Source organism: Xanthomonas sp. LMG 12461, from assembly GCF_009192935.1.
GTDB classification, from domain to species: Bacteria; Pseudomonadota; Gammaproteobacteria; order Xanthomonadales; family Xanthomonadaceae; genus Xanthomonas_A; species Xanthomonas_A sontii.
Map to the genome: position 1 here is coordinate 1 of NZ_NQYT01000048.1, position 21,944 is coordinate 21,944.

A 21,944-nucleotide genomic window follows, 5' to 3' on the forward strand; every position below is an offset into this window, starting at 1 on the left:
GTGCAGCGGCATCGGCGGTGGTGGCCGCGGGCGCGGCCGGCGTCTCGGCGGGCGCAGCGGCGGCATCGTTGCCGGCGGCGGGCGCGGCAGCCGGGGCGGCAGCGGTGCCGGAGGCAGGGGCGACGGCGTCGGCAGTGCCGTCCTGGGCCTTGCATGCCACCAGGATCGGCAGCAGGGCCATCAGGGTCAGGGCGAAGCGGGTCTTCATCGGCGACATCTCCAGCAGGATGGGGGACAAATGCCGGACGCGCCGCAAGCGCGGTCCGGCCACCCCGTCATGATGCCATGGCGCGGATGAAGCGCCGTACGCCGATTACTTGCCTGCGCGCTCGCGGGCGATCAACGCGTCGGCGATGCGCAGCATGTCCTCGAAGTTCTTGCCCTTGACCAGGTACTTGCCGTCGACGATCAGCGCCGGGGTGCCGGAGATGTCGGCGTGCACGGCGAAATCGCGCGCGGCCTTCACCTGCGCGGCGACCTGCGGGCTCTGGTAGGCGGCGATGAAGGCCTGCGGCTTGACCCCGAAGCCGGCGTAGAACGTGGCCAGTTCCTCCGGCGCCACGTTCTGCACCGGCACGCTGCGCTTGTCGTGGATGGCCTCGAACATGGCGCGGTGGCTGCGGCTCTGCACGCCCAACTGCTGCGCGGCATAGAAGGCGCTGGCGAAGTTGTCCCAGTAGCCGCCGAATGCCGCCGGCACCAGGGTCAGGCGCACGTCCTTGGCCTGCTTGCCGGCCCACTCTTCCAGCAGCGGCTCGAAGTGCGCGCAATGCGGGCAGGTATAGCCGAACACTTCCACCACCTCGATCTTGCCGGCCAGCGGCGCGAACGGCTTGGGATTGGCGATCAGCGTGTAGTCCTCCCCTTCCACCGCGGTGGCGGACTTGGGTTGCGCGCAGGCGCTCAACGGCAGCAGGGCGAGCAGGCACAACAGCAGGCGGGGCAGACGGTTCATGCGATCTCCAATGGCAAAAAACGAACGCCGGTCGTCGGGACCGGCGCGAAGAGGAAACGGGCCGGCGCCGCCGCGGCGGCGCGCGGTCAGGATTGTTGCGCGGGCGTCGGCTGCTGTGGCGTCGCCGCGGCCGGTGCGGCCTGCGCGGCGGCCGCGTCGTCGGCGCGGTCGTGCAGGCCCTGCAGGTAGCTGCCCAGCGCCTTTATCTCCTGGTCGGTCAGCGGCTTGGCCACCTGCGCCATGATCTTGAACATCGTCGGATCGCGCTCCTGGGTGGTGCCGGCCTGGTATTCCTGCAGGCGCCGCGCCACGTAATCGGCGTGCTGACCGCCCAGATGCGGATAGGCCGGACCCGGATTGCCGGCGCCGGCCGGGCCGTGACAGGCCATGCACGCGGGAATGCCGCGGGTCGCGTCGCCGCCGCGATACAGCTGCTGGCCGACCTCGTAGAACTTCATGCCCGCGTAGGGACCGTCGGCGATCACCGCGTCGTCGGCGATGCCGGCGCCGGCCTTCTGCGTGGCGAAGTAGGCGCCGATGTCGCGCATGTCCTGCGCGCTCAGCGGCTGCACGAACGGCACCATCGCCGCGACCGCGCCGCTGGTGCGCTCGCCGTGGGCGATCAGCGCCATCTGCCGCGCGCTGTAGCGCTCCACCTGGCCGGCGATGCGCGGATACATGGCGATCGCGGGGTTGCCGTCCGCGCCATGGCAGGCGGCGCAGGCCGCGGCCTTGGCCTGGCCGGCCTTGGGGTCGCCCCAGGCGGCCTTGCCGATGTCGCCCTCCAGCGGCGTGGTGCGCACCGGCGCGTGGTCGGGAATGGGAACCACCGAGGTCTGCGCGAACGCGACCGCGGCGGCGACGGAAACCGCTAGACCGGCAAAGGCAAGAACGCGAGCGTGGCGCATTGCTGAAGCTCCGTATGACCCGACCCCGCGGCTGCCGGACGGCGACCGCACTCGCGCGATTATCGGCATGCCGCGGCCCGGCGGTCAACGAAGCCCGCCCGGGGCCCTGGACGTGCGATCCTAGGGGGATGTCGCTGATCCTCGAACGTGCCCACTATCTGTTGTCCGCCCACAATGCCCGCCAGTTGCCGGACGACGGCGGCTGGGAAGTGGCGTTCGCCGGCCGCTCCAACGCCGGCAAGTCCAGCGCGCTGAACGCGCTGACCCGGCAGAACGCCCTGGCCCGCGTGTCCAAGACGCCCGGCCGTACCCAGCAGTTGGTGTTCTTCCAGGTCCAGCCCGAGCGCTACCTGGTGGACCTGCCCGGTTACGGCTACGCCAAGGTGCCGCAGGAACTGCAGGCGCACTGGCAGAAGTTCATCGACACCTATTTCCGCACGCGCGAGGCCCTGCGCGGGCTGGTGGTGGTGATGGATATCCGTCATCCGCTGAAGGACTACGACCGGCAGATGCTGGGCTACGCCGCCCAGCGCGGGCTGCCCGCACACGCGCTGCTGACCAAGGCCGACAAGCTCGGCCGCGGCCAGCAGGGGCAGGTGCTGCAGCAGGTGCGCAAGGAGCTGACCAGCGCGTTCGGCGATACGGTCAGCGTGCAGACTTTCTCCGGCGAGACCCGCCAGGGCGTGGACGAGGCGCGTGGCATCGTCGGTGGCTGGCTGGGATTGGACACGGAGCCGACCGCCGCGGAGTGAGCGCGGCGGCGCTGGCGCCCAAGCTCCGCGAGACGCTTCGCGCCGGACCCTCACCCCAACCCTCTCCCGAAGGGAGAGGGGCTAGCCGTTCCCTTCTCCCATCGGGACATGGCCCCCTTTTCGGGGGAAGGTGCCCCGAAGGGGCGGATGAGGGTACGGGCGCAGCCTCGTGCACTCGAACTACGCAAGACGCTGCGCGCCGGACCCTCACCCCAACCCCTCTCCCGATGGGAGAGGGGCTTTGGCCTCTTCCTTCTCCCTCCGGGACCATGGCCCCCTTTTCGGGGGAAGGTGGCCCGCAGGGCCGGATGAGGGTACGGGCCAATCAAGGCGCCGCCGGCAACGGCGAGAATTCGGTCGGCACCCAGGCGAATGCCTGGCCCTCGCGACGCACGTGGCCCAGTCCCGGGAACGGCAGGTGCGCGCCGGCTACCCACCAGCCGTGGTCCGCGGCCTGCGCCAGCATGCGCTTGCGCGCGGCGATCGCTGCGGCGCGGTCGCTGTCGGCCTCGAACGACGCCTGCGGCTGCGCGAACTGCACCGCGTGGTAGTGCACCAGATCGCCCCACACCAGCAGTTGCTGCCCCGCACCACCGTCGAAGCGGTACGACACGTGCCCGGGCGTGTGTCCGTGGGTATCCAGCGCCACCGCGCCGCCGGGCAGCGCGTCGCCGGGACGGAAACGGCGCAGCCGCTGCGCGGACTGGTAGGGCGCCACCGCCGCCCGCGCCAGCGGGAAGGCGAAGCGCAGTGCCTGCGGCGCCCCGGCCTCGCTGGCCGGGTCCAGCCAGTACGCCGCGTCGGCGGCGCTCAGCCACACCGTCGCCTTGGGGTAGGCGGGCTGGCCCTGTGCGTCCAGCAGGCCGCACAGGTGATCGGGATGGGCGTGGGTCAGCAGCACGTCGTCGACCTGCTCGGGCGCATAGCCGGCCGCGCGCAGGTTGGCCAGCACCTGGCCCAGGCCAGGGCCGAAACAGGTCGCGGTGCCGGTATCGACCAGGGTGAGGTGCGTGCCGTCCTGGATCAGATAAGCGTTGACCGCAGTCTGCAGGCCCTTGTCGTTCTCCGGCACATAGCGGTGGTCGAGCAGGCGTGCGATCGCCTCCGGCGGAATGTTCGCCAGTTCCGCGCGCGACAGCGCCACGGTGCCGTCGAACAGGGCGGTGACCCGCAAGCGGCCGATCGCCTGGCGATAGACGCCGGGCACCTGCGTCTGGGCGCTGGCCGGCGCGGCGGCGCGGGCGGCGGATGGCAGCGTCAGCGCCGCGCTGGCGCTCAGGGCCAGCGCGCACAGCGCGCGCAACGGGAACACGGACATGGGATTTCCTGGCAATGCGGCAGGCGCCGCGGTACCAGAATGCTGCGCCGGCACCGCTGCGCGATTCGCTCATTCCGCTGCGCGCGGCGCTCAATGCCGACGTGGATCAGTTGCCGATGCTGGCAGGATCCAGGCCATAGCGCTGCTGGAAGCGTTGGCTGAAGCTGCGCACCGAGCGGTAACCGGCGTGCGCGGCGACCGTCTTCAATGGCCAGCGCGTGGTGTACAGCAGTTGCATCGCGTGCGCCAGGCGCGCATCGGTGAGCAGTTCGCGCAACGACGTGCGTTCGCCGGCCAGGTGCCGACGCAGGGTCGCGCCGCTGAAGCCCAGGCGCTCCTCGATGTCGCGCGAACGCCAGTCGCGTTGTGGCTGCGCGGCGATCAGATCGCGCACCTGCGCGGCCACGCTCGGCGCCGGCGGCAGCAGCAGGCCACCGTGGCCGCGCCGGCACAGCGCCAGCACCAGGGTCGCCAGCGCCAGCCGCGCCTCGGTGTAGCGGCCGTCCTGCAGCGCCTGCCGCCATTGCAGCAGGGTGCTGCCGAACTCCTCGGCGCGCAGACGCGCCAGTTCCGCGCCGGCGGCGGGCAGAGGCTCGTTCCACAGCACGCGTGCCGCGCTCAGCGCTTCCTCGCACAGCGGCACCAGCACGCTCAGGTACAGGCCGCTGTGCGGATCCGGGATGTTGACCACATCGATGCGGCAGCGCCGCGTCACCAGGAACAGGTCGCCCGGTACGAAGTCCAGGGCCTGTGTCGCGGTGCGCACCTGCTTGCGTCCCTGCAGCAGGATCGCCAGGTGCGGCTGCGGGATCTCCACCGAGCGCGCGCCGTGTTTGCGGCGCGCGGTGATGCAGGCGTAGCCCTCGGCCTGCGTGCAGTCGGCCAGGCTGGCCAGGCGTGCCAGCAGCAAAGCGTCGGGGGAAGTCGTGTCGGCCATGGCCGGTGATGCTAGCGCAGCGGCGGTCGCGTCCGCTCAGACATGCACGCCGAACACATGGCCGATCGCGCCGCTGGCGAGCATCGCCGCTGCGCCCCAGAACACCACCCGCACCGCGCCGCGCAGGCCCGAGGCGCCGCCGGCACGCGCGGCCAGCGCGCCGGTCAGCGACAGGCCGATCAGGGTCGCCGCGCCGGTCACCCACAGTTGCCGGCCGTCCGGCGCCAGCCAGGCGGCCACGATCGGCAGCGCCGCGCCGGTACAGAACGCAGCCGCCGACGCGGCCGCCGCCTGCAGCGGACGTGCGCGCAGGCTCTCGGTGATGCCGAGTTCGTCGCGCGCGTGCGCGCCCAGCGCATCGTGCGCGGTCAACTGCTCGGCGACCTGGCGGGCCAGGCCGGGTTCCAGCCCGCGCTGGCGATAGATCGCGGTGAGTTCGTCCAGTTCGCTCTGCGGGTCCTCGTGCAGCTCGCGGCGTTCCAGCGCCAGGTCGGCGCGCTCGGTGTCGGCCTGCGATTGCACCGACACGTATTCGCCGGCGGCCATCGACATCGCGCCGGCGACCAGGCCGGCGATGCCGGTGGTCAGCACCGTGGCCGCCGACGCGCCGCTGCTGGCGACGCCGACCACCAGGCCGGCCACGGACAGGATGCCGTCGTTGGCGCCGAGCACGGCCGCGCGCAGCCAGCCGGCGCGGTCGGTGCGATGGCGTTCGGAGTGGGTCGGGCGCATGGCGCTGCCTGCGGCGGAGCGGGAAGGAGACCGCAGCCTAGCCGAGCCGGCGCCGCGAACGCTTGCTGCGTCTCACTCTCGACGCCGTCAGTGGCGCGGCCATGGAATGCTGCAGTGCCGCCGGTAGCGACGCGGGCCCCGCCCCCGGCACGCTATAGTGCGGGCCTTGCGATGGCTGGGGATGGTCCCCACATCGCCTCACCCGCCGTGCGAGTCCTGCCCTTGTCGAGCCCCAGCCACGTTGCCGAGACGCCGATCACCGACCGTGCCGAACTGGTCGAGGTGCTTGCCTCCGGAGAAAAACCCGAAGCGCAGTGGCGCATCGGCACCGAGCACGAGAAGTTCGGCTTCCGGCTGGACGACCTGCGGCCGCCGACCTTCGACGGCGAGCGCGGCATCGAGGCCTTGCTGCTGGGCCTGACCCGCTTCGGCTGGGAGCCGGTGCGCGAAGCCGGGCACACCATCGCCCTGCTGCGCGACGGCGCCTCGGTGACGCTGGAGCCGGCCGGTCAGCTGGAACTGTCCGGCGCGCCGCTGCCGACCATCCACGACACCTGCGTCGAAGTGGGCAGCCACCTCAACGAGGTCAAGCAGGTCGCCGACGAACTGGGCCTGGGTTTCCTCGGCATGGGCTTCCAGCCGAAGTGGCGTCGCGACGAGATGCCGTGGATGCCCAAGGGCCGCTACCAGATCATGAAGCGCTACATGCCCAAGGTTGGTTCGCTCGGCCTGGACATGATGACGCGCACCTGCACGGTGCAGGTCAACCTGGATTACGCCAGCGAAGTGGACATGATCAGGAAGTTCCGCGTGTCGCTGGCGCTGCAGCCGATCGCCACCGCGCTGTTCGCCGACTCGCCGTTCGCCGAGGGCAAGCCCAACGGCTACCTCAGCTATCGCTCGCATATCTGGACCGACACCGACGCCGACCGCACAGGCATGCTCGACTTCGTGTTCGAGGACGGCTTCGGCTACGAGCGCTACGTCGATTACCTGCTCGACGTGCCGATGTACTTCTCCTACCGCGACGGCACCTACATCGACGCCAGCGGGCAGAGCTTCCGCGATTTCCTGCAGGGCAAGTTGCCGGCGTTGCCCGGTGCGTTGCCGACGCTGCGCGACTGGTCCGACCACATGACCACCGCGTTCCCGGAAGTGCGCCTGAAGAAGTACCTGGAGATGCGCGGCGCCGACGCCGGTCCGTGGGGCCGGTTGTGCGCGCTGTCGGCGTTCTGGGTCGGCCTGTTGTACGACGATGCGGCGCTGGGCGCGGCCTGGGACTTGGTCAAGGATTTCAGCCTGGTCGAACGCCACGCGCTGCGCGACGGGGTGCCGAAGCAGGCGCTGAAGCTGCCGTTCCGCAACGGCACCGTGCAGGACCTGGCTGCCGAGGCGGTGAAGATCGCCCTGTCCGGCCTACGCCGGCGCGCGCGCCTGAACCGCGACGGCCAGGACGAATCGCGCTTCCTCGAACCGCTGGTGGAAATCCTGCATGGCGGCGAGACCGCGGCCGAGCGCAAGCTGGCGCTGTACCACGGCGCCTGGCAGGGCGACATCGACCACGTGTTCCGCGAGTTCGCGTACTGAGTGCAGCGGCGCGCCCGCAGGCCAGCAGAACGATGACCGCGATCGGTGACATGGCGGGCCTGTTCCAGGACGAGCCGAGCAGATGGGGCGGCCGTGGCGATCCGTATCTGTGGGAAGAGATGGCGTCGACCCTGGGCGGCGTGCCGTTGCCGGCGACGGCCACGCAGTGCGAGGCACTGCTCGCCGACGCCTTCGCGCGCCTGGTCGGCACGGCGCTGGACGACGCATCCGTCGAGTCGGTCTTCGTGCCGCGCCTCAGCCATGGCGGCATGTCCTCGGGATACGTCAGCCTGGTGTTCTGGCGGGCGACCGCACTGCCGCTGTTGCTGTCGCGTCATGCCGAAGCTTTGGCGCAGCGACATGCGGCTGGCATAGCGCCGCAAACGCCGCCATGGTGGCGACGGTTATGGCCTTCGCGCTAGACACCTAGCCGCCGCCCATCCGCGCCCTGGTCACGTCCCAGGCCGGGCAGCCGCGCGCCGATGGAGTGCGGCTGTACGCCGCCACTGACCTGGCCGAACGCCATGCGACCTTCGAGGTCGCGCGCTGCCTGCCGCGCCATGTGCTGATCGGCGACGACAGCGGCGGCCAAGGCGTGCTGGTCGCGTTGGCCGGACCGGCGTATCCCTCTTTCTCTGCGATCTGGGCGCCGTGGCCGAGGTAGAGCGCGTGCCGCTTGCGGCGTCGTTGCCGGAATGGATGGCGGCGGGAAGCCCGCTTTTGCCGTAGTCCGCGGGCGGGTTGCGCAATGTAAGCTGGTATCACGCGCACTATGCGTGGTGGGGGAATGCCGTCGCTATCGCTATCGCTATCGCGATCCGAGCGAGAGGCGCTTGTGGTGCCGGAGAGAGCGTCTTTGGGGGGATGCATGAAACTGAAGATCGTTGGTGTGGTGTTGCTCGTTGCCTTTGCCGTTTCCGCCTGCGGTCTGCAGGAGCAGGCCGATGCCAAGTTCGGCGACCAGCATTTCAAGACAGTGGTGTCGTTGGTTGAACTGTACAAGCTGCGTACCGGGTCTTATCCCGCGTCGCTGGCCGACCTCACCTTCACCGGTGATTGGGATCAGATTGCCATTGCGTCGGTCCACTACCGGAAGCTGGACGAGGGCTACGAACTCGATCTTGTACGGGGATGGGTGGGGCGCCCGGATCTGCACTATCCGCCGGCATTCTGGAAAGGGCTTGGCCTGCGCAAATCCAATCTCAAGCACGCGCCGTGATGGCACCAGGCATGTCTTCGCGAGCGGTCGTAGAGCGCACGAGCGTTCGACGGCGTCTTTTCGAACGCATTGCGCTTGTGATGGTGTTGCTCGGCTGCATGGCATCCGCGCATGCGACCAGCCAATGCCCCGCCGACTTTGGTCCCAAGGATCCGCTCATCGATCTGCTCGGATGGGCGGTGGTCGCCAGCGGCGTGGTGCTGGGCGGCTGGCTGTGCGTGCACGTGGTGCGGCGTTCGCGCGGGCTGCGCCGATGGCGACGGGTGGCGGTCGTGCTGGCCGGCGTCGTGGCGATGCTGCTGCTATGGGGTGGCGGCCTGGTGCTGGCGATTGCGTGGTTCTTCATGCGGTGCTAACACTGCCGGCCTCGGTGCGTGCGCGCCGGGTCCGCGGTCCGCGGAGCCACGGGCCACGCCAGCAGGGGACACCGATGACCGATCCGTACAATTCCTCGCCGCCGCGTGCGGCGGTCTCGCCACTGAACGATGCGATGGTGACCACCGCGCTGGAACTTCCCGGCCACCGGATCGTGCGCAATCTGGGCATCGTGCGCGGCATCACCGTGCGCTCGCGCTCCATCGTCGGCAATTTCCTCGGCGGGCTGCAGACGCTGTTCGGCGGCAACATCACCATTTATACCGAGCTGTGCGAGCAGGCGCGCCTGGAGACCTATCGGGACATGCTGCAGCACGCGCGGCAGATGGGCGGCAACGCCATCGTCGCGGTGCGCTACGACGCCACCGAGCTGATGGCCGGCCTGACCGAAGTGCTGTGCTATGGCACGGCCGTGGTCGTCGAGCCGAACCAGCGCTGAGTCGATCGGCGTACGGCGGAACGCGGCGCGCCCGGCTCAGCCACCGACCGCCTGGCACGGCAGCCGCACGCTGACCCGCAGGCCGCCCTCTGGGCGGTTGTCCAGGGCGATCTGGCCGCCATGCGCCAGCACGATGCTGTGCGCCACCGACAGGCCCAGGCCGATGCCGCCGGTGTCGCGGTTGCGCGAGTTCTCGCCGCGGAAGAACGGCAGGAACAGCTTCTCGCGCTGTGCGGGATCGATGCCGGGGCCGTCGTCGTCGATCCACAGCACGCATTCGCCGGCCTCGTGACGCAGTTGCAGGCGCGCACGCTTGCCGTACTTCAGCGCGTTCTCCACCAGGTTCATCACCATGCGCCGCAGCGACAGCGGGTCGCCGTCGAGGGTGATGGCGTCGCCGAGCAGCAGCACCACGTCCGCGCCGGTGTCGCTGGCGTCGTCGACCACGCTTTCCACCAGCAGGCGAAAATCCAGCGGAGAGCGGGTGCCGCGGCGGCTGTCGTTGTGGATGAAGTCCAGCGCCGCGGAGATCATCGCCTTCATCTCGTCGATGTCGGCCATGGTCTTCTCGCGCAGCGGCGGTTGCAGGGTCTCCAGGCGGAACGCCAGTCGCGCCAACGGCGTGCGCAGGTCGTGGGCGATCGCCGCGACCATGTGCGTGCGCTCGTTGATCAGCCGGTTCAGGCGCGCCTGCATCGCGTTGAACGAATCGGCCGCCTGCACGATCTCGCTGGGGCCGCTGCGCCGCAGCGGCTGCGCGTCGGGATTGCGGCCGAGCTGGTCGGCGGCCTCGGCGAAGCGCCGGATCGGCGCCGACAGTGCGCGCGAGAACCACCAGGCCAGCGGCAGCATCGCCAGCATACCGACCAGGAACAGCATCACCACCTGGGTCTTGAATTCGTTGGAGAACCGCCGTGGCGGCGACATCACGCTGCGCCAGTGTCCGTCGGGCTGGCGCAGGGCCGCGGTGAAGCCGTCCAGCAGCGGTACCGCCGGGGCGAAGCCGCGTTCGCGCCACCCCACGGCGCGCATGGTCGCGCCGAAGGCGCCATTGCGCGGTGCCTCGCCCGGCGCGGGCGGCGGCTCCGGCGGCGGCGGTTGCTGCGCGGTGGCTGGGGGTGACGTCTCCGCGGGTGCGGGGACGTCGTCGTCGGCGGCCATGGCATGTGGCGGCGGTGGCGGGCGTTCGCCCAGGCGCAGGCGCAGGCGTTCCAGGCGGCCGTCGCTGTTGCGGTAGAAGCGCACCTGGTCCGGCGCGACTTCCAGCCAGTGCGCCATCAACCGTTCCACGTTGCGGTCGCGCACCTGGTCGCGCGCCGGCAGCGGCGCGTGGGCGGTGTCCTGCACCTTGAGGGTCTGGGTGCCGGCCGGCATGCGCGTGCTGAGCAGGGCGATCACCTCCGGCGGGTGCACCGGCATCTCGTAGACCGGCGTGCGCAGCACCAGAGCGATGCCGATCAGCTGCGCGGTGAGCAGCGCCACCACCAGCAGCAGGAAGGCGCGGGCGAAGATCGGCACGCCGCGGCGGGCGCGCGTGGGCCCGCTCACAGGCGGGCGACGCTCGGCAGCAGCATGTAGCCCTCGTTGCGCACGGTGCGGATCAGTTCGGTCTGCACGCGCTCGTTGATCTTGCGGCGCAGGCGGCTGATCTGGCTGTCGATGGCGCGGTCGTAGACCTCGGTATCGCGGCCGCGCGCGTAGTCGAGCAGCTGGTCGCGGCTGAGCACGCGCTGCGGATGCTCGACGAAGGTGCGCAGCAGCGCGAATTCGCCGTCGGAGAGATTGATGAAGATGCCGGTGGGATCGCGCAGGTCGCGGCGGATCACGTCCAGCCGCCAGCCGGCGAACTCGTAGACGTTGCCGCGCGCTTCCGGCGGCAGCGTCGCCGCCTGGCTGCGCCGCAGCAGGGCGCGGACCCGCGCCAGCAGCTCGCGCGGATTGCACGGCTTGGCCAGGTAGTCGTCGGCGCCGACTTCCAGACCGATGATGCGGTCGGTGTCGCTGCCCAGCGCGCTGAGCATGATCACCGCCGGCGCGCCGCGCTCGCTGGCGAGCTGGCGGGCGGCGCTGAGGCCGTCCTCGCCGGGCATCATCACGTCCAGGATCACCAGGTCCGGCTGGCGCTCGGCCATCCGCAGGCGCATCTCCGCCACGGTCTCGGCGGTGTCCACCTGATAGCCGTGGTCGCTCAGGAACTCGCTGATGAGTCGGCGCAGATCCGGATCGTCGTCGACGACCAGAATGAAGGATTTCATGTCCACGATCTTGAAGGGCGGCCACACGGGGATTCGCCCAGTCTAGACGTGGCCGCGGCTGCCTGGAACTGGGGGCGGGCAGGGACGTGGCCACCGGCACCGGGGCCCGCGCATGAACGCGTGGCCATCATAGGCAGCACCGGCGGCGCCAACATGGCGGTTTCGTGTCCTGGGCCGACACGCATTGCCATGCGCCGGCACCCGCGCGGCGGGGCGTCCGGCCGCGCCCGGGTCGGCCAGGATGGGTGGAGTAGCGGCGCGGGCGTTTTCTTTTTTCGATGGCAGGAATACTATCCCCCAGTATAGTTCCCGAGTCCCCGCCACATGCCGCACGCCCCGCACGAAAAGAAGCGCGTCCTCGCCCGCATCCGCCGCCTGCGCGGCCAGACCGAGGCGTTGGAACGCGCGCTGGAGGAGGGGACGGACTGCGCTGCTGTGCTGCAGCAAATCGCCGCCATCCGCGGCGCGGTCAACGGCCTGATGTCGGAAGTGATGCAGGCGCACGTCCGCGATGAATTCGGCCATGCCGCCACCTCCGATGCGCAGCGCGCCGCGCGCGTGCGCGAGATGGCCATGCTGGTCCGCTCCTACCTCAAATGATTCCCACCCCACGCCCATTCCGTCAGCCAGGAGAAATCGCATGAAGTCCCGAGCCGCCGTCGCTTTCGAAGCAGGCAAACCGCTGCAGATCGTGGAGATCGATGTCGAACCGCCGCGCCAGGGCGAAGTGCTGGTGCGCATCACCCATACCGGCGTGTGCCATACCGACGCGTTCACGCTGTCCGGCGACGATCCGGAAGGCATTTTCCCGGCGGTGCTCGGCCATGAGGGCGGCGGCATCGTCGAGGCGGTGGGCGAGGGTGTGACCAGCGTCAAGGTCGGCGACCACGTGATCCCGCTGTACACGGCCGAGTGCCGCAAGTGCAAGTTCTGCCTGTCCGGCAAGACCAATCTGTGCCAGGCGGTGCGCGCCACCCAGGGCAAGGGCCTGATGCCCGACGGCACCACCCGCTTCTCCTACAACGGCCAGCCGATCTACCACTACATGGGCTGCAGCACCTTCAGCGAGTACACGGTGGTGCCGGAGATCTCGCTGGCCGTGGTCAATCCCGAGGCGCCGCTGGAGAAGGTGTGCCTGCTCGGCTGCGGCGTCACCACCGGCATCGGTGCGGTGCACAACACGGCGAAGGTGAAGGAAGGCGACAGCGTCGCGGTGTTCGGCCTCGGCGGCATCGGCCTGGCGGTGATCCAGGGCGCGGTGCAGGCCAAGGCCGGGCGCATCCTGGCCATCGACACCAATCCGGGCAAGTTCGAACTGGCGCGCAGCATGGGCGCCACCGACTGCATCAACCCCAAGGACTACAGCAAGCCGATCCAGGAAGTCATCGTCGAGCTGACCGATGGCGGCGTGGACTTCAGTTTCGAGTGCATCGGCAACGTGCACGTGATGCGCTCGGCGCTGGAGTGCTGCCACAAGGGCTGGGGCGAGAGCGTCATCATCGGCGTGGCCGGCGCCGGCCAGGAAATCAGCACGCGTCCGTTCCAGTTGGTCACCGGCCGCGTCTGGCGCGGCAGCGCCTTCGGCGGGGTCAAGGGCCGCACCCAGCTGCCGGGCATGGTGGAGCAGGCGATGCACGGCGAGATCGACCTCGATCCGTTCATCACCCACACCCTGCCGCTGGACGAGATCAACGAAGCCTTCCACCTGATGCACGAGGGCAAGTCGATCCGCACCGTCATCCACTTCTGACCGCAGGTCAGTCCGGCGCGCGGCCGTTTCCGCGCATTGCAGCGACGCAACGAACCCGGGAGGGGGCAAGATGAGTACTGTGACGATTCATCCGTCGGTGGATGCCGGCGTGCGTGCCGGCGCGGAGCAGTTCCAGGGCGGTACCCTGGAATGCCATTGCGCCAGCGACAAGGTGGTGGTGGAAGTTGGCGCGCAGACCGCGCACAACCACGCCTGTGGCTGTACCAAGTGCTGGAAGCCGAAGGGCGCGACCTTCTCGGTGGTGGCGGTGGTGGCGCGCGACAAGGTCAAGGTGACGGCGCACGAGGAGAAGCTGAAGGTGGTGGACGAGAGCGCGACCATCCGCCGTCACGCCTGCACCGGCTGCGGCGTGCACATGTACGGCCGCATCGAGAACACCGAGCATCCGTTCTACGGCCTGGATTTCGTGCATACGGAACTGTCGCCGCAGCAGGGCTGGTCGGCGCCGGGGTTCGCCGCCTTCGTGTCGTCGATCATCGAGAGCGGCACGCGTCCGGAGGCGATGGACGGGGTGCGCAACCGCCTGCGCGAACTGAAGCTGGAACCGTACGATTGCCTGTCGCCGCCGCTGATGGACGCGATCTCCACCCACGTGGCGCGCAAGAACGGCGTGCTGCACTGAAGCCCGCTGCCGCGCGCGTCGCCGGTCGACGCGTCGCGGCACCCCGCCTGCGGCCGGTCGCGGCCGCAGGCCCTCTTCCCGGAACTGCCCATGGAACGTATCGAACACCACGCCTGCTGCGGCGGCTGGCAGGACGTCTATCGCCACGACTCGGCTGTGCTCGGCTGCCCCATGCAGGTGGCCGTGTACCTGCCGCCGCAGGCCGAGCACACCACGCTGCCGGTGCTGTACTGGCTCAGCGGCCTGACCTGCACCGAGCAGAACTTCATCACCAAGGCCGGTGCGCAGCGCTATGCGGCCGAGCATGGCGTGATCCTGGTCGCGCCCGACACCAGCCCGCGCGGCGAGAGCGTCGCCGACGCCGAGGGTTACGACCTGGGCAAGGGCGCCGGCTTCTACGTCAACGCCACCCAGGCGCCGTGGGACGCGCACTACCGCATGTACGACTACGTGGTGCAGGAACTGCCGGCGCTGATCGAGGCGCAGTTCCCGCACAACGGCCGGCGCGCGATCAGCGGGCATTCGATGGGCGGCCACGGCGCCCTGGTGATCGCGCTGAAGAATCCCGGCCGCTACCGCAGCGTGTCGGCGTTCTCGCCGATCGTGGCGCCCACGCAGGTGCCGTGGGGCGAGAAGGCGTTCACCGCCTACCTGGGCGAAGACCGCACGCAGTGGCAGGCCTACGACGCCAGCGTTCTGATCGGCAGTGCCAGCGAGCGCCTGCCGTTGCTGATCGACCAGGGCGGCGGCGACGAGTTCCTCGAGAAGCAGTTGCGCCCGCAGTTGCTGCAGGCCGCCGCCGAGGCCGCTGGCTACCCGCTGACCCTGCGCGTGCAGCCCGGCTACGACCACAGCTACTACTTCATCGGCAGCTTCATCGGCGAGCACATCGCCTTCCACGCGCGCGCCCTGCAGGGCTGAGCGCGCTCCACCGGCGGCCGCGCGACGCGGCCCGCCGGGCAGGGGGCCGCGCGTTGCGCTGCCGGTGGCACAACCAGCCTTCTCCGCTGTCGTCCCTGGCATTGCTTTTCGGTGCAGGTGCGACTGCACTCTAGTGACGCAGGCAGCTGCTTGCCTGCCGCGCACATGACAGGCCGGTGACCACGACGGCCGCGGCGTGGCCGGTCTCGTAAACAAACACGGGTGCCGCAGCGCCCGACCCGCGGTTGTGCGATCGCGTTCGCGCCTGCTGAGACCGGCGCTGGCTAGATTCCGCAGGGTTCGCCCTCGCCACGTCCCTGGATCGGAGCCGCGCCATGTCTTGCCGTCGCATCCTGCTGCTCCCCTGGCCGCGCTGGCGCAGCCCGCTCAGCCCCGTGGCGATGCTCGCGTGCACCCTGGTCGGCGCCTGCGTGGCGCTGGCGATCGGCGCGGCAACGCCGTAGCGCACGCCGCTCCTGGCTGACGTCGATCGCGGTCACGCCGTTGCGTCGGATGCGGCCACCGCGGTCGTGTCGCATGCGGGGCGATCGCCGCGGCCGGTTGGCGCGCATGTGGAGTTGCATGCACGGCGTCGCTCGGAGGCGGACCAGGGCGCCTTGCAGGCGCGGTGCGAGCAAGCGCTGGTAGCTAACTTCGCATCGGGACCGCGGTGCGGCGCTGGACGCGGCGCTAGCGCGGCAGTCGCGCGGCCAGTTTGCCCAGCCGCCGCATCGCATCTTCCAGCGTCTCGCTCCACGGCTGCCCGCAGCTCAGCCGCAGGTGGTCGGCATAGTCGCCGCGGCTGGAGAACAGATGCCCGGGCGAGGTGCCGATGCCGGCGGCGAGAGCGGCCTCGAACAGCGCCTGGCCGCTGCCGGCGTCGGCCAGTTGCAGCCACAGCGACAGGCCGCCGGCCGGGTCGCCGATGCGGGTATCGGCCGGCCAGTGCCGCAGCACCGCCTCGCGCAGGCGCTGGCCGTTGTCGGCCAGGGTGCGGCGCAGCTTGCGCAGGTGGCGTTCCAGGTCGTGCCGCTGCAGGTAGTCGGCCAGGGCCAGTTGCGGCAGGCTGGCGCCGCCGATGGTCGAGAAGTACTTGGCGCGCACCAGCGCGTCGGTCCAGGCGCCACCGAGCAGCCAGCCCACGCGCAAGCCGGGCGCCAGCACCTTGGAGAAGGCGCCACAGGTGATCACGTTGCCGTGGGTGTCGAAATGGCGCAGCGGCCGCGGGCGCTGCCCCGACCAGTCGAGTTCGCCGTAGATGTCGTCCTCGATCACCACCATGCCGTGGCGCGCGCAACTGTCCAGCACGGCGCGCTTGGCGGCATCGGGGGTGAGGCTGCCCAGCGGATTGTTGAAGTTCGGCACCAGCACCGCGGCGCGCGCCGGCGTGCGCTGCAGCAGCGCGTCCAGGCGTGCGGCGTCGATGCCCTGGCCGGGCCGGTTCGGGACCTCCAGCACCTTCAGCCGCAGCGCCGCGACCGCCTGCAGGATGCCGTGGTAGGTCGGGGTCTCGACCAGCACCACGTCGCCGGGGGCGGTGAGCGTGCGCAGCGCCAGGCTGATCGCCTCCATCGCGCCGGCGGTCACCACCACCTCGTCGGCGGCAACGACCGTGGCGCAGTGCGCGTAGCGCTGCGCGATCTGCCGGCGCAGCGCGGCGTGGCCCTGCGGCGGTGCGTAGTCGAGCGCGGCGCTGCGCTGGCGGCGCAACTGCCGCGCCAGCGCGCTGGCCAGGTGCGCGCCGGGCAGCAGCGCCGCCGCCGGCGTGGCGGTGTGCAGCGGCACCAGATCCGAGCGCGCGAGCATGTCCAGCACGCCTTGCAGCGCGGGATTGGCGACTGCGCCCGGGGCGCGCCGCCGGGTAGCGGCGCCTGCGCCGGCCGGTTGCGGTGTGGCCGCGGCGCGCACGAAGTAGCCCGAGCGCGGGCGCGCCTGCACCCGGCCTTCGCGTTCCAGTTGCAGGCAGGCCTGCACCGCGGTGGCGGCGCTGATGCCGTGGCCGGCGGCCAGTTGCCGGATCGACGGCAGGCGCTCGCCGGCACGCAGCGTGCCCTGCGCGATCTGGTCGCGCAGCTGGCTGGCGAGAGCTTCGTACAGGCGCATGCGGCGGCCTCATCTGTATCGGTCGATTTGCAGCGTATCTGACTCTGTGCTGGTCGCCCACCCCGGCGCACACTGGCCGTGTCCTTCCCCATTCCCGAGGCCGCGCGTGCAACTGCCGCTGTTCATCGTCGATGCCTTCGCCACGGTGCGGTTCCGCGGCAACCCGGCTGCGGTAGTGCCGCTGCAGGCGTGGTTGCCGGACGCGCTGATGCAGGCCATCGCCAGCGAGAACAATCTGTCGGAGACCGCGTTCTTCGTGCGCGAGGCCGATGGCGCGTTCGCGATCCGTTGGTTCTCGCCGCTGCGCGAAGTGGGGTTCTGCGGCCATGCCACCTTGGCCAGCGCCTTCGTCGTCGCCACCCAGGGTCTGGCGCCGCTGCCGTTGCGGTTCCGCGCCGCGGCGGTCGGCGAACTGGGGGTGGACCGCGAGGCCGACGGGCGCTTCGTCCTGCGCTTTCCGAACCAGGCGCCGGCCGCGCTGGCGGCGGTGCCGCAGGCGCTCGCGCAGGCGTTGTCGATCGCGCCGCAGGCGGCGTACCGCAACGACCAGGCCTACATCGCCGTGTACGCGGATGAAGCCCAGGTGCGCGCGGTGGTGCCGGACCTGGCGCGGATGCTGGCGCTGGCACCGCGCGATGTCGCGGTCACCGCGCCCGGCCGCGAGCACGATTTCGTCTCGCGTTATTTCTGGCCGGCCAACGGCGGCGCCGAGGATCCGGTGACCGGCTCGATCCACGCCGCGCTGGCGCCGCTCTGGGCGCAGCGCTTGGGCAAGCAGGACCTGCGTGCGTGGCAGGCGTCTGCGCGCGGCGGCGAACTGGACTGCCGGGTGACGCCGGACCACGTGCAGGTGCGTGGCGCGGCGGTGCAGTACCTGCACGGAACGATCGCGTTATGAGCGCGGTGCACGCAGCGCCTGCGGGCGCGTCACGGCGGGCACTGTGGCAGTTGCTGCTGGCCGAGGTGCTGATCGGCTCGATCGGCGTGTTCGTGCACGAGAGCGGCCAGGATCCGGTGACCGCGGTGTTCTACCGCTGCCTGTTCGGCGCGCTGTTCCTGACCGTGTGCGGCCTGCTCGGCGGGCAGTTGCGCGGCCTGTGGCGCGAGCGCGCGCTGTTGCGCGACGCGGCGCTCAGTGGCGTGTTGCTGGTGCTCAACTGGGTGGCGCTGTTCGCCGGCATGGCGCGTTCGTCGATCGGCGTGGCGACCATGGTCTACCACGTGTTCCCGTTCGTCATGCTGATCCTGGCGGCGTTGCTGCAGGGCGAACGCAGCCGCCGTTCCGACCTGGGCTGGACCCTGCTGGCCTTCGTCGGCGTGGCCTGTTCGGCCGACCCGCTGCGGCTGTGGTCCAGCGCCGACCGCGGCTATCTGGGCGGGATCGCGTTGACCCTGCTGGGCGCGCTGCTGTGCGGCGCGTCGTTGCTGATGTCGCGGCGGATCAGCCGCGAGCGGCCGCTGGCGGTGGTGACGGTGCAGTGCTGGGTCGGTGCGGCGATGCTGGCCGGCTTCTCCAGCGGCGCCGCGCTGCACCCCGGCCGCCACTGGTTCTGGCTGGTCGGCCTGGGGGTGATCCACAGCGGCGTGGTGTACGTGCTGTTCTACAGCGCCTACCGGCACCTGCACGTGGCGGCGATCGCGGTGGTCGCCTTCGTCTACCCGCTGGTGACGCTGCTGCTGGACTACCTGCTGTACGGCCACCGGCTGGTGCCAGTGCAGTGGCTGGGCCTGGCGCTGATCGTGCTGGGCACGCTGGCGGTCAATCTGCGCTGGTCCTGGCCACGCCGGGCGGTGGCTGTGTCCTAGCGCGGCACCGCAGAGCGTCTCGGCCACCGCAGTGCGGTGGCCGTGCCGTTCGGCTCAGCGCACGTCGCGCAGTTCCCAGCCGCTGCCTGCGAGCAGGCGCAGGCGCTGCTTGAGGATGTCGCCGGGGATGCTGGTGGTGGCGGACAGGTCGATGCGCAGATCGTCCTGGCGGCCGGTCACCCGTGCTGCCGGATCGGTCACGCCCAGCGCCGGATCGACCTCGTCCGGCTCCGGCTGCAGCGCGCGCCAGCGCTCGAACCAGGCCGGGTCGCTCAGCGCGGCCTGCAGTTGTTCGGCGAAGGCGTCGGCGCCGTGCGCGGTGAAGCTCAGCGACGGCTGGCTGCCGCGGGCACGGGCGGGATCGGGCAGGCTGATCGAGTAGGTGACGGCCATGGGCATCTCTTGTGGGCGGTACGAAGCGGCGCAGCCTAGCAGAGCCGGCGCCGCGCCGCCGTCGACGCGGCCGGATCAGCCGAAGCGCAGCGCCTCGCCGGCGAAGCCCAGCACCAGCGCGCCCTTGCCGACATTGACCATGCCGGTCAGGCTCATCACGCTTTCCTGCAGCTCCACACCGTGGCCGTCGCAGGCCTGGCGCAGCGCCGCGTAGCCGGGCAGGGCGCGCAGTTCCGCCAGCTCGCCGCCATAGCTCAGGCACAGCGTGGGCGTCATCAACCCGGCGGCCACGCGCTTGGCGGCCAGGCCGAACAGGGTCTGCACGGCGTGGTCGAAGCCCTTGAGCTTGGCCACCGGCGCGGTCTCGCCACGGTGGCAGTGCAGCACCGGCTTGATGTCCAGGGCCGAACCGAGCGCGGCGCTGAGCAGGCCGACGCTGCGGTCGCCCTTGCTGCGCGCGCGGCTGCGCAGGTAGTACAGGTCGCGCGCGATCATGTAGCCATGGGTGTGCTCGGCCAGCGTCTCTAGCCGCTCGCGGATGGCCTGCACGCCGGCACCGTCGGCACGCAACCGCACCGCCTCGACCGCGATCACCGCCTGTGCGGCGAACAGGTTCCCGGTGTCGATCACGCGCAGCGCGAACGGCGAGGCGTGGCCGGCTGCCTGACGGATCGGCTTGTAGTCGTTGAGGATGGCGAAGCCGGCCTGCTGCGCGTGCTCGTGGATCGGGCTGCGGGTCTTGGCGATGGTCAGGCAGAACACGTGGTCGTAGTCGATGACCAGCCGGCTCAGGAACAGCTCGCGGATCTGCGCCACGCTGTACGGCACGGTCTCGGCTTCGGCGCCGTGCGCGCTGACCTGTGCGTGCAGGAACTCCAGCGTCGCCGCTTCGTCGCGGCGATCGGCCAGGACGGTGCCGCCGAGGCGCACGCTGATCGGCAACACCACCAGGTCGTGCTGGGCGATGTAGTCCTGCGGCAGGTCGCAGGCGGAATCTACGACGATGCCGATGCGCATCCGCTGAAGCTCCAGTGATTGGGGAGATCGATGGACATGGCGACCGCTCAGGCGTTGCGCTGCACCGCGACCGGCAGCGCGCTCAGGCGCGCCATGTCGCCGCGCTGCAGCAGTTGCGGGTCGGCCAGCACCGCGCGCATCAGCGGGTGCGCGTCGTTGCCCCACAGCAGGGTGTCGTCGATCTGCAGGGTCGGCACGCCGAACACGCCGGCCGCCAGCGCCTGTTCGGTGTTGGCGCGCAGTTGCGCCTTGACCTGCGCATCGGCGGTGGCCGCGGCCACGTCGGCGATCCCCAATGCCTGGCCGACCGGCGCCAGGGCCGCGGCGTCGTCGCCCGCGTGGCCATCGCGCCACAGCCAGTCGAAGAGCGCATCGATGGCCTGCGGCGTGGTGCCGGCGGCGATGCACAGGCGCAGCGCCGTCAGCGGGTTGAACGGATGTGCCGGCGGGAAGCGCAGCGGCACGCCTTGCTGCTGCGCCTGCCACTGCACGAAGCGATAAGTGAACTCGCGCTTGTGCGGCACCTCGGCCGGCCCGCGCGTCTGCAGCTGCGCCAGCACCGCGGCGAACACGATCGGCACCGGCTGGATCCGGGCGAACTCCGGAAGCGCTTTCACCTGCTGCCAGTGCAGATAGGAAAACGGCGAGATGAAATCGAAATACCAGCGCAGCGTCATCGTGCTTCTCCGCAATGACCGATCAGCTTAGCGCGACCTCGCGCGCGCTGCGACTGCGTACATCGGCATGCTGCAGTGCGAGATGTCGCCGCCGACCGTTCGCCCGGCGACCGCAATGCGTAGACGATGCCGTGGCGGAAATCTCGCTGGCACGCGATATCTGTGAAGCGCCGCGCGGCCGTGGCCTGGATCGCGGTAGCGCTATTGCGCTGGCGCATGGCATGCGCGGGTCTTGTCATAGCTCGCGGTACGCGCACCTTGCTAGCGTCCGCCGCGGCAGCAGCTTCGCTGCCCCTGCACGCTCAGGAGAGACCGCCATGCACGCTTCCGCTTCCGTTTCCGCCGCTGCTTCGCCGCGCCTTCCCGCCACGGTCGTCAGGTCGCCGCGCGGCTGGGCGCGGACCCTGCGCGCGCTGTTCGCCACCGCCCTGCTCGCCATCGCGCCGATGGCGCTGGCCGGGCCGTACCAGGTGTACGGCAACCAGTACGCCTGGGTGAACAACTTCAACGACCCCAACAACGTCATCCAGGGCACGTTCCACAGCGGCAGCACGCCGAGCATGACCGTGACCTTCAATTTCCCCAACGCCAGCCTGTACGGCTATCCGGCGATTCTGCGCGGCTCGCACTACGGCTTCAATCCCACTGCCGACCGCACCTTCCCGCGGCAGGTCTCGGCGCTGCGGTCGTTGCCGTCGACCTTCGCGTACTCGTCCGGCGGCAGCAACCTGGCCGGCGACTTCGCCTACGACCTGTTCTTCCGCTGGGACAGCACGGTGTCCTCCAGCGCGATCCCGCAGGCCGAAGTGATGATCTGGGGCGGCCACAACTCGTATCCGATCGGCACGCTCACCGACAGCAACGTCATCAGCGCAGGCGGCTACACCTTCGATCTGTGGGAAGGCATGAACAGCGCCGCCGGCTACTACGTCTACACCTTCATTCCGCACAACACCGCCGGCCAGCCGACTCTGCCGAGCAACGGCAATCTCAACATCGACATCAAGCCGTTCCTGAGCTGGCTGCACACCCATCGCGCGCAGGACGGGCGCTTCAGCAACGCGATGTACCTGCACGTGGTCGAGGCCGGTTTCGAGGTGGTGCGCGGCAACGGCTGGGCCTGGATCCAGGCCAATATCGGCGCCAACTGACGGCGC

26 protein-coding genes and 1 pseudogene are annotated in these 21,944 nt (G+C 70.4%); 15 read left to right on the top strand and 12 right to left on the bottom strand.

Going from position 1 to position 21,944, the window contains the following annotated elements:
- From CEK68_RS21265 to CEK68_RS12955, 3 genes and pseudogenes are all read right to left on the bottom strand, one after another.
- Positions 1–208 (bottom strand): annotated as a pseudogene (locus CEK68_RS21265) (thiol:disulfide interchange protein DsbA/DsbL); the annotation flags it as partial.
- A 105-nt stretch (positions 209–313) separates the two neighbouring features.
- Positions 314–955, bottom strand: a complete 642-nt coding sequence (locus tag CEK68_RS12950; protein ID WP_152239619.1) for a thiol:disulfide interchange protein DsbA/DsbL — start codon at positions 953–955, stop codon at positions 314–316.
- A gap of 86 nt (positions 956–1,041) precedes the next feature.
- Positions 1,042–1,863 carry a c-type cytochrome gene (locus CEK68_RS12955; protein ID WP_043094760.1) on the bottom strand — a complete coding sequence of 274 codons (822 nt, stop codon included), beginning with the start codon at positions 1,861–1,863 and terminating at the stop codon, positions 1,042–1,044.
- Positions 1,864–1,991: 128 nt separating this feature from the next.
- Between CEK68_RS12955 and yihA the strand changes: the two genes are divergently transcribed.
- Positions 1,992–2,615: a ribosome biogenesis GTP-binding protein YihA/YsxC gene (yihA, locus tag CEK68_RS12960; protein ID WP_017915080.1), complete on the top strand. Its 624-nt coding sequence runs from the start codon at positions 1,992–1,994 to the stop codon at positions 2,613–2,615.
- A gap of 325 nt (positions 2,616–2,940) precedes the next feature.
- On the opposite strand, the gene CEK68_RS12965 is transcribed toward yihA, so the two are convergent.
- The 3 genes from CEK68_RS12965 to CEK68_RS12975 all read right to left on the bottom strand — a co-directional run bounded on the left by CEK68_RS12965 (position 2,941) and on the right by CEK68_RS12975 (position 5,602).
- Positions 2,941–3,933 (bottom strand): MBL fold metallo-hydrolase, encoded by a 993-nt coding sequence (locus CEK68_RS12965; protein WP_152239620.1) that lies wholly within the window; start codon positions 3,931–3,933, stop codon positions 2,941–2,943.
- A gap of 106 nt (positions 3,934–4,039) precedes the next feature.
- The gene (locus CEK68_RS12970; protein WP_152239621.1) at positions 4,040–4,870 is read right to left on the bottom strand and encodes an AraC family transcriptional regulator; all 831 of its coding nucleotides are present in this window, start codon (positions 4,868–4,870) and stop codon (positions 4,040–4,042) included.
- 36 nt (positions 4,871–4,906) lie between these two features.
- The gene (locus tag CEK68_RS12975) at positions 4,907–5,602 is read right to left on the bottom strand and encodes a VIT family protein (RefSeq protein ID WP_152239622.1); all 696 of its coding nucleotides are present in this window, start codon (positions 5,600–5,602) and stop codon (positions 4,907–4,909) included.
- 222 nt (positions 5,603–5,824) lie between these two features.
- On the opposite strand from CEK68_RS12975, the gene CEK68_RS12980 reads away from it, so the two are divergent.
- The 6 genes from CEK68_RS12980 to CEK68_RS13000 all read left to right on the top strand — a co-directional run bounded on the left by CEK68_RS12980 (position 5,825) and on the right by CEK68_RS13000 (position 9,222).
- Positions 5,825–7,189: a glutamate--cysteine ligase gene (locus tag CEK68_RS12980; protein ID WP_152239623.1), complete on the top strand. Its 1,365-nt coding sequence runs from the start codon at positions 5,825–5,827 to the stop codon at positions 7,187–7,189.
- Positions 7,190–7,239: 50 nt separating this feature from the next.
- Positions 7,240–7,611 (top strand): hypothetical protein, encoded by a 372-nt coding sequence (locus CEK68_RS12985; protein WP_226977874.1) that lies wholly within the window; start codon positions 7,240–7,242, stop codon positions 7,609–7,611.
- Positions 7,612–7,676: 65 nt separating this feature from the next.
- A complete protein-coding gene (locus CEK68_RS21035; protein ID WP_193314197.1) occupies positions 7,677–7,853 on the top strand; it encodes a hypothetical protein in 177 nt (58 codons plus the stop codon).
- 204 nt (positions 7,854–8,057) lie between these two features.
- Complete coding sequence (locus CEK68_RS12990) at positions 8,058–8,408, top strand: hypothetical protein (RefSeq protein WP_017908640.1); 351 nt, start codon at positions 8,058–8,060, stop codon at positions 8,406–8,408.
- Between the two features lie 80 nt (positions 8,409–8,488).
- Complete coding sequence (locus CEK68_RS12995; RefSeq protein ID WP_152239651.1) at positions 8,489–8,764, top strand: hypothetical protein; 276 nt, start codon at positions 8,489–8,491, stop codon at positions 8,762–8,764.
- Positions 8,765–8,838: 74 nt separating this feature from the next.
- A complete protein-coding gene (locus tag CEK68_RS13000; protein WP_017912004.1) occupies positions 8,839–9,222 on the top strand; it encodes a YbjQ family protein in 384 nt (127 codons plus the stop codon).
- Between the two features lie 36 nt (positions 9,223–9,258).
- Here the strand turns inward: CEK68_RS13000 and CEK68_RS13005 are convergent, their stop codons facing one another.
- Both CEK68_RS13005 and CEK68_RS13010 read right to left on the bottom strand, forming a co-directional pair.
- The gene (locus tag CEK68_RS13005) at positions 9,259–10,770 is read right to left on the bottom strand and encodes an ATP-binding protein (protein ID WP_152239625.1); all 1,512 of its coding nucleotides are present in this window, start codon (positions 10,768–10,770) and stop codon (positions 9,259–9,261) included.
- Positions 10,767–11,483 carry a response regulator transcription factor gene (locus CEK68_RS13010; RefSeq protein WP_026143454.1) on the bottom strand — a complete coding sequence of 239 codons (717 nt, stop codon included), beginning with the start codon at positions 11,481–11,483 and terminating at the stop codon, positions 10,767–10,769. Before CEK68_RS13010 ends, CEK68_RS13005 begins: the two co-directional genes overlap by 4 nt.
- A gap of 318 nt (positions 11,484–11,801) precedes the next feature.
- On the opposite strand from CEK68_RS13010, the gene CEK68_RS13015 reads away from it, so the two are divergent.
- From CEK68_RS13015 to CEK68_RS21405, 5 genes are all read left to right on the top strand, one after another.
- Complete coding sequence (locus tag CEK68_RS13015) at positions 11,802–12,077, top strand: metal/formaldehyde-sensitive transcriptional repressor (RefSeq protein WP_017908003.1); 276 nt, start codon at positions 11,802–11,804, stop codon at positions 12,075–12,077.
- A gap of 40 nt (positions 12,078–12,117) precedes the next feature.
- Entirely contained in the window at positions 12,118–13,227 is a 1,110-nt protein-coding gene (locus tag CEK68_RS13020) for an S-(hydroxymethyl)glutathione dehydrogenase/class III alcohol dehydrogenase (protein WP_017912530.1), read from the top strand.
- 70 nt (positions 13,228–13,297) lie between these two features.
- On the top strand, positions 13,298–13,870 hold the full coding sequence (gene gfa, locus CEK68_RS13025) for an S-(hydroxymethyl)glutathione synthase (protein ID WP_043090701.1): 573 nt from the start codon (positions 13,298–13,300) through the stop codon (positions 13,868–13,870).
- A 90-nt stretch (positions 13,871–13,960) separates the two neighbouring features.
- Positions 13,961–14,791 (top strand): S-formylglutathione hydrolase, encoded by an 831-nt coding sequence (fghA, locus tag CEK68_RS13030; RefSeq protein WP_017912532.1) that lies wholly within the window; start codon positions 13,961–13,963, stop codon positions 14,789–14,791.
- 335 nt (positions 14,792–15,126) lie between these two features.
- On the top strand, positions 15,127–15,255 hold the full coding sequence (locus CEK68_RS21405; RefSeq protein ID WP_017908007.1) for a hypothetical protein: 129 nt from the start codon (positions 15,127–15,129) through the stop codon (positions 15,253–15,255).
- A gap of 226 nt (positions 15,256–15,481) precedes the next feature.
- Here CEK68_RS21405 and CEK68_RS13035 read toward each other — a convergent pair whose 3' ends face one another.
- Positions 15,482–16,894 carry a PLP-dependent aminotransferase family protein gene (locus CEK68_RS13035; protein ID WP_152239626.1) on the bottom strand — a complete coding sequence of 471 codons (1,413 nt, stop codon included), beginning with the start codon at positions 16,892–16,894 and terminating at the stop codon, positions 15,482–15,484.
- Positions 16,895–17,000: 106 nt separating this feature from the next.
- Between CEK68_RS13035 and CEK68_RS13040 the strand changes: the two genes are divergently transcribed.
- Together CEK68_RS13040 and CEK68_RS13045 are read left to right on the top strand one after the other, a co-directional pair.
- Positions 17,001–17,792: a PhzF family phenazine biosynthesis protein gene (locus CEK68_RS13040; RefSeq protein WP_152239627.1), complete on the top strand. Its 792-nt coding sequence runs from the start codon at positions 17,001–17,003 to the stop codon at positions 17,790–17,792.
- Positions 17,789–18,700 carry a DMT family transporter gene (locus CEK68_RS13045; RefSeq protein ID WP_152239628.1) on the top strand — a complete coding sequence of 304 codons (912 nt, stop codon included), beginning with the start codon at positions 17,789–17,791 and terminating at the stop codon, positions 18,698–18,700. The genes CEK68_RS13040 and CEK68_RS13045 overlap by 4 nt, the downstream gene beginning before the upstream one ends.
- A 54-nt stretch (positions 18,701–18,754) precedes the next feature.
- Here CEK68_RS13045 and CEK68_RS13050 read toward each other — a convergent pair whose 3' ends face one another.
- From CEK68_RS13050 to CEK68_RS13060, 3 genes are all read right to left on the bottom strand, one after another.
- On the bottom strand, positions 18,755–19,093 hold the full coding sequence (locus tag CEK68_RS13050) for a hypothetical protein (protein ID WP_193314198.1): 339 nt from the start codon (positions 19,091–19,093) through the stop codon (positions 18,755–18,757).
- A gap of 75 nt (positions 19,094–19,168) precedes the next feature.
- Positions 19,169–20,110 (bottom strand): DegV family protein, encoded by a 942-nt coding sequence (locus tag CEK68_RS13055; RefSeq protein WP_152239630.1) that lies wholly within the window; start codon positions 20,108–20,110, stop codon positions 19,169–19,171.
- A 47-nt stretch (positions 20,111–20,157) separates the two neighbouring features.
- A complete protein-coding gene (locus CEK68_RS13060; protein WP_152239631.1) occupies positions 20,158–20,787 on the bottom strand; it encodes a DsbA family protein in 630 nt (209 codons plus the stop codon).
- A 317-nt stretch (positions 20,788–21,104) separates the two neighbouring features.
- On the opposite strand from CEK68_RS13060, the gene CEK68_RS13065 reads away from it, so the two are divergent.
- Positions 21,105–21,938 carry a cellulase gene (locus CEK68_RS13065; RefSeq protein WP_152239632.1) on the top strand — a complete coding sequence of 278 codons (834 nt, stop codon included), beginning with the start codon at positions 21,105–21,107 and terminating at the stop codon, positions 21,936–21,938.
- Positions 21,939–21,944: the final 6 nt, after the last annotated feature.

Coding starts and splice junctions, on each gene's coding strand:
- CEK68_RS12950 (WP_152239619.1), bottom strand. CDS start 955: ATGAACCGTCTGCCCCGCCTGCTGTTGTGCCTGCTCGCCCTGCTGCCG.
- CEK68_RS12955 (WP_043094760.1), bottom strand. CDS start 1,863: ATGCGCCACGCTCGCGTTCTTGCCTTTGCCGGTCTAGCGGTTTCCGTC.
- yihA (WP_017915080.1), top strand. CDS start 1,992: ATGTCGCTGATCCTCGAACGTGCCCACTATCTGTTGTCCGCCCACAAT.
- CEK68_RS12965 (WP_152239620.1), bottom strand. CDS start 3,933: ATGTCCGTGTTCCCGTTGCGCGCGCTGTGCGCGCTGGCCCTGAGCGCC.
- CEK68_RS12970 (WP_152239621.1), bottom strand. CDS start 4,870: ATGGCCGACACGACTTCCCCCGACGCTTTGCTGCTGGCACGCCTGGCC.
- CEK68_RS12975 (WP_152239622.1), bottom strand. CDS start 5,602: ATGCGCCCGACCCACTCCGAACGCCATCGCACCGACCGCGCCGGCTGG.
- CEK68_RS12985 (WP_226977874.1), top strand. CDS start 7,240: ATGGCGGGCCTGTTCCAGGACGAGCCGAGCAGATGGGGCGGCCGTGGC.
- CEK68_RS12990 (WP_017908640.1), top strand. CDS start 8,058: ATGAAACTGAAGATCGTTGGTGTGGTGTTGCTCGTTGCCTTTGCCGTT.
- CEK68_RS12995 (WP_152239651.1), top strand. CDS start 8,489: ATGGTGTTGCTCGGCTGCATGGCATCCGCGCATGCGACCAGCCAATGC.
- CEK68_RS13000 (WP_017912004.1), top strand. CDS start 8,839: ATGACCGATCCGTACAATTCCTCGCCGCCGCGTGCGGCGGTCTCGCCA.
- CEK68_RS13015 (WP_017908003.1), top strand. CDS start 11,802: ATGCCGCACGCCCCGCACGAAAAGAAGCGCGTCCTCGCCCGCATCCGC.
- CEK68_RS13020 (WP_017912530.1), top strand. CDS start 12,118: ATGAAGTCCCGAGCCGCCGTCGCTTTCGAAGCAGGCAAACCGCTGCAG.
- gfa (WP_043090701.1), top strand. CDS start 13,298: ATGAGTACTGTGACGATTCATCCGTCGGTGGATGCCGGCGTGCGTGCC.
- fghA (WP_017912532.1), top strand. CDS start 13,961: ATGGAACGTATCGAACACCACGCCTGCTGCGGCGGCTGGCAGGACGTC.
- CEK68_RS21405 (WP_017908007.1), top strand. CDS start 15,127: ATGTCTTGCCGTCGCATCCTGCTGCTCCCCTGGCCGCGCTGGCGCAGC.
- CEK68_RS13035 (WP_152239626.1), bottom strand. CDS start 16,894: ATGCGCCTGTACGAAGCTCTCGCCAGCCAGCTGCGCGACCAGATCGCG.
- CEK68_RS13045 (WP_152239628.1), top strand. CDS start 17,789: ATGAGCGCGGTGCACGCAGCGCCTGCGGGCGCGTCACGGCGGGCACTG.
- CEK68_RS13050 (WP_193314198.1), bottom strand. CDS start 19,093: ATGGCCGTCACCTACTCGATCAGCCTGCCCGATCCCGCCCGTGCCCGC.
- CEK68_RS13055 (WP_152239630.1), bottom strand. CDS start 20,110: ATGCGCATCGGCATCGTCGTAGATTCCGCCTGCGACCTGCCGCAGGAC.
- CEK68_RS13060 (WP_152239631.1), bottom strand. CDS start 20,787: ATGACGCTGCGCTGGTATTTCGATTTCATCTCGCCGTTTTCCTATCTG.
- CEK68_RS13065 (WP_152239632.1), top strand. CDS start 21,105: ATGCACGCTTCCGCTTCCGTTTCCGCCGCTGCTTCGCCGCGCCTTCCC.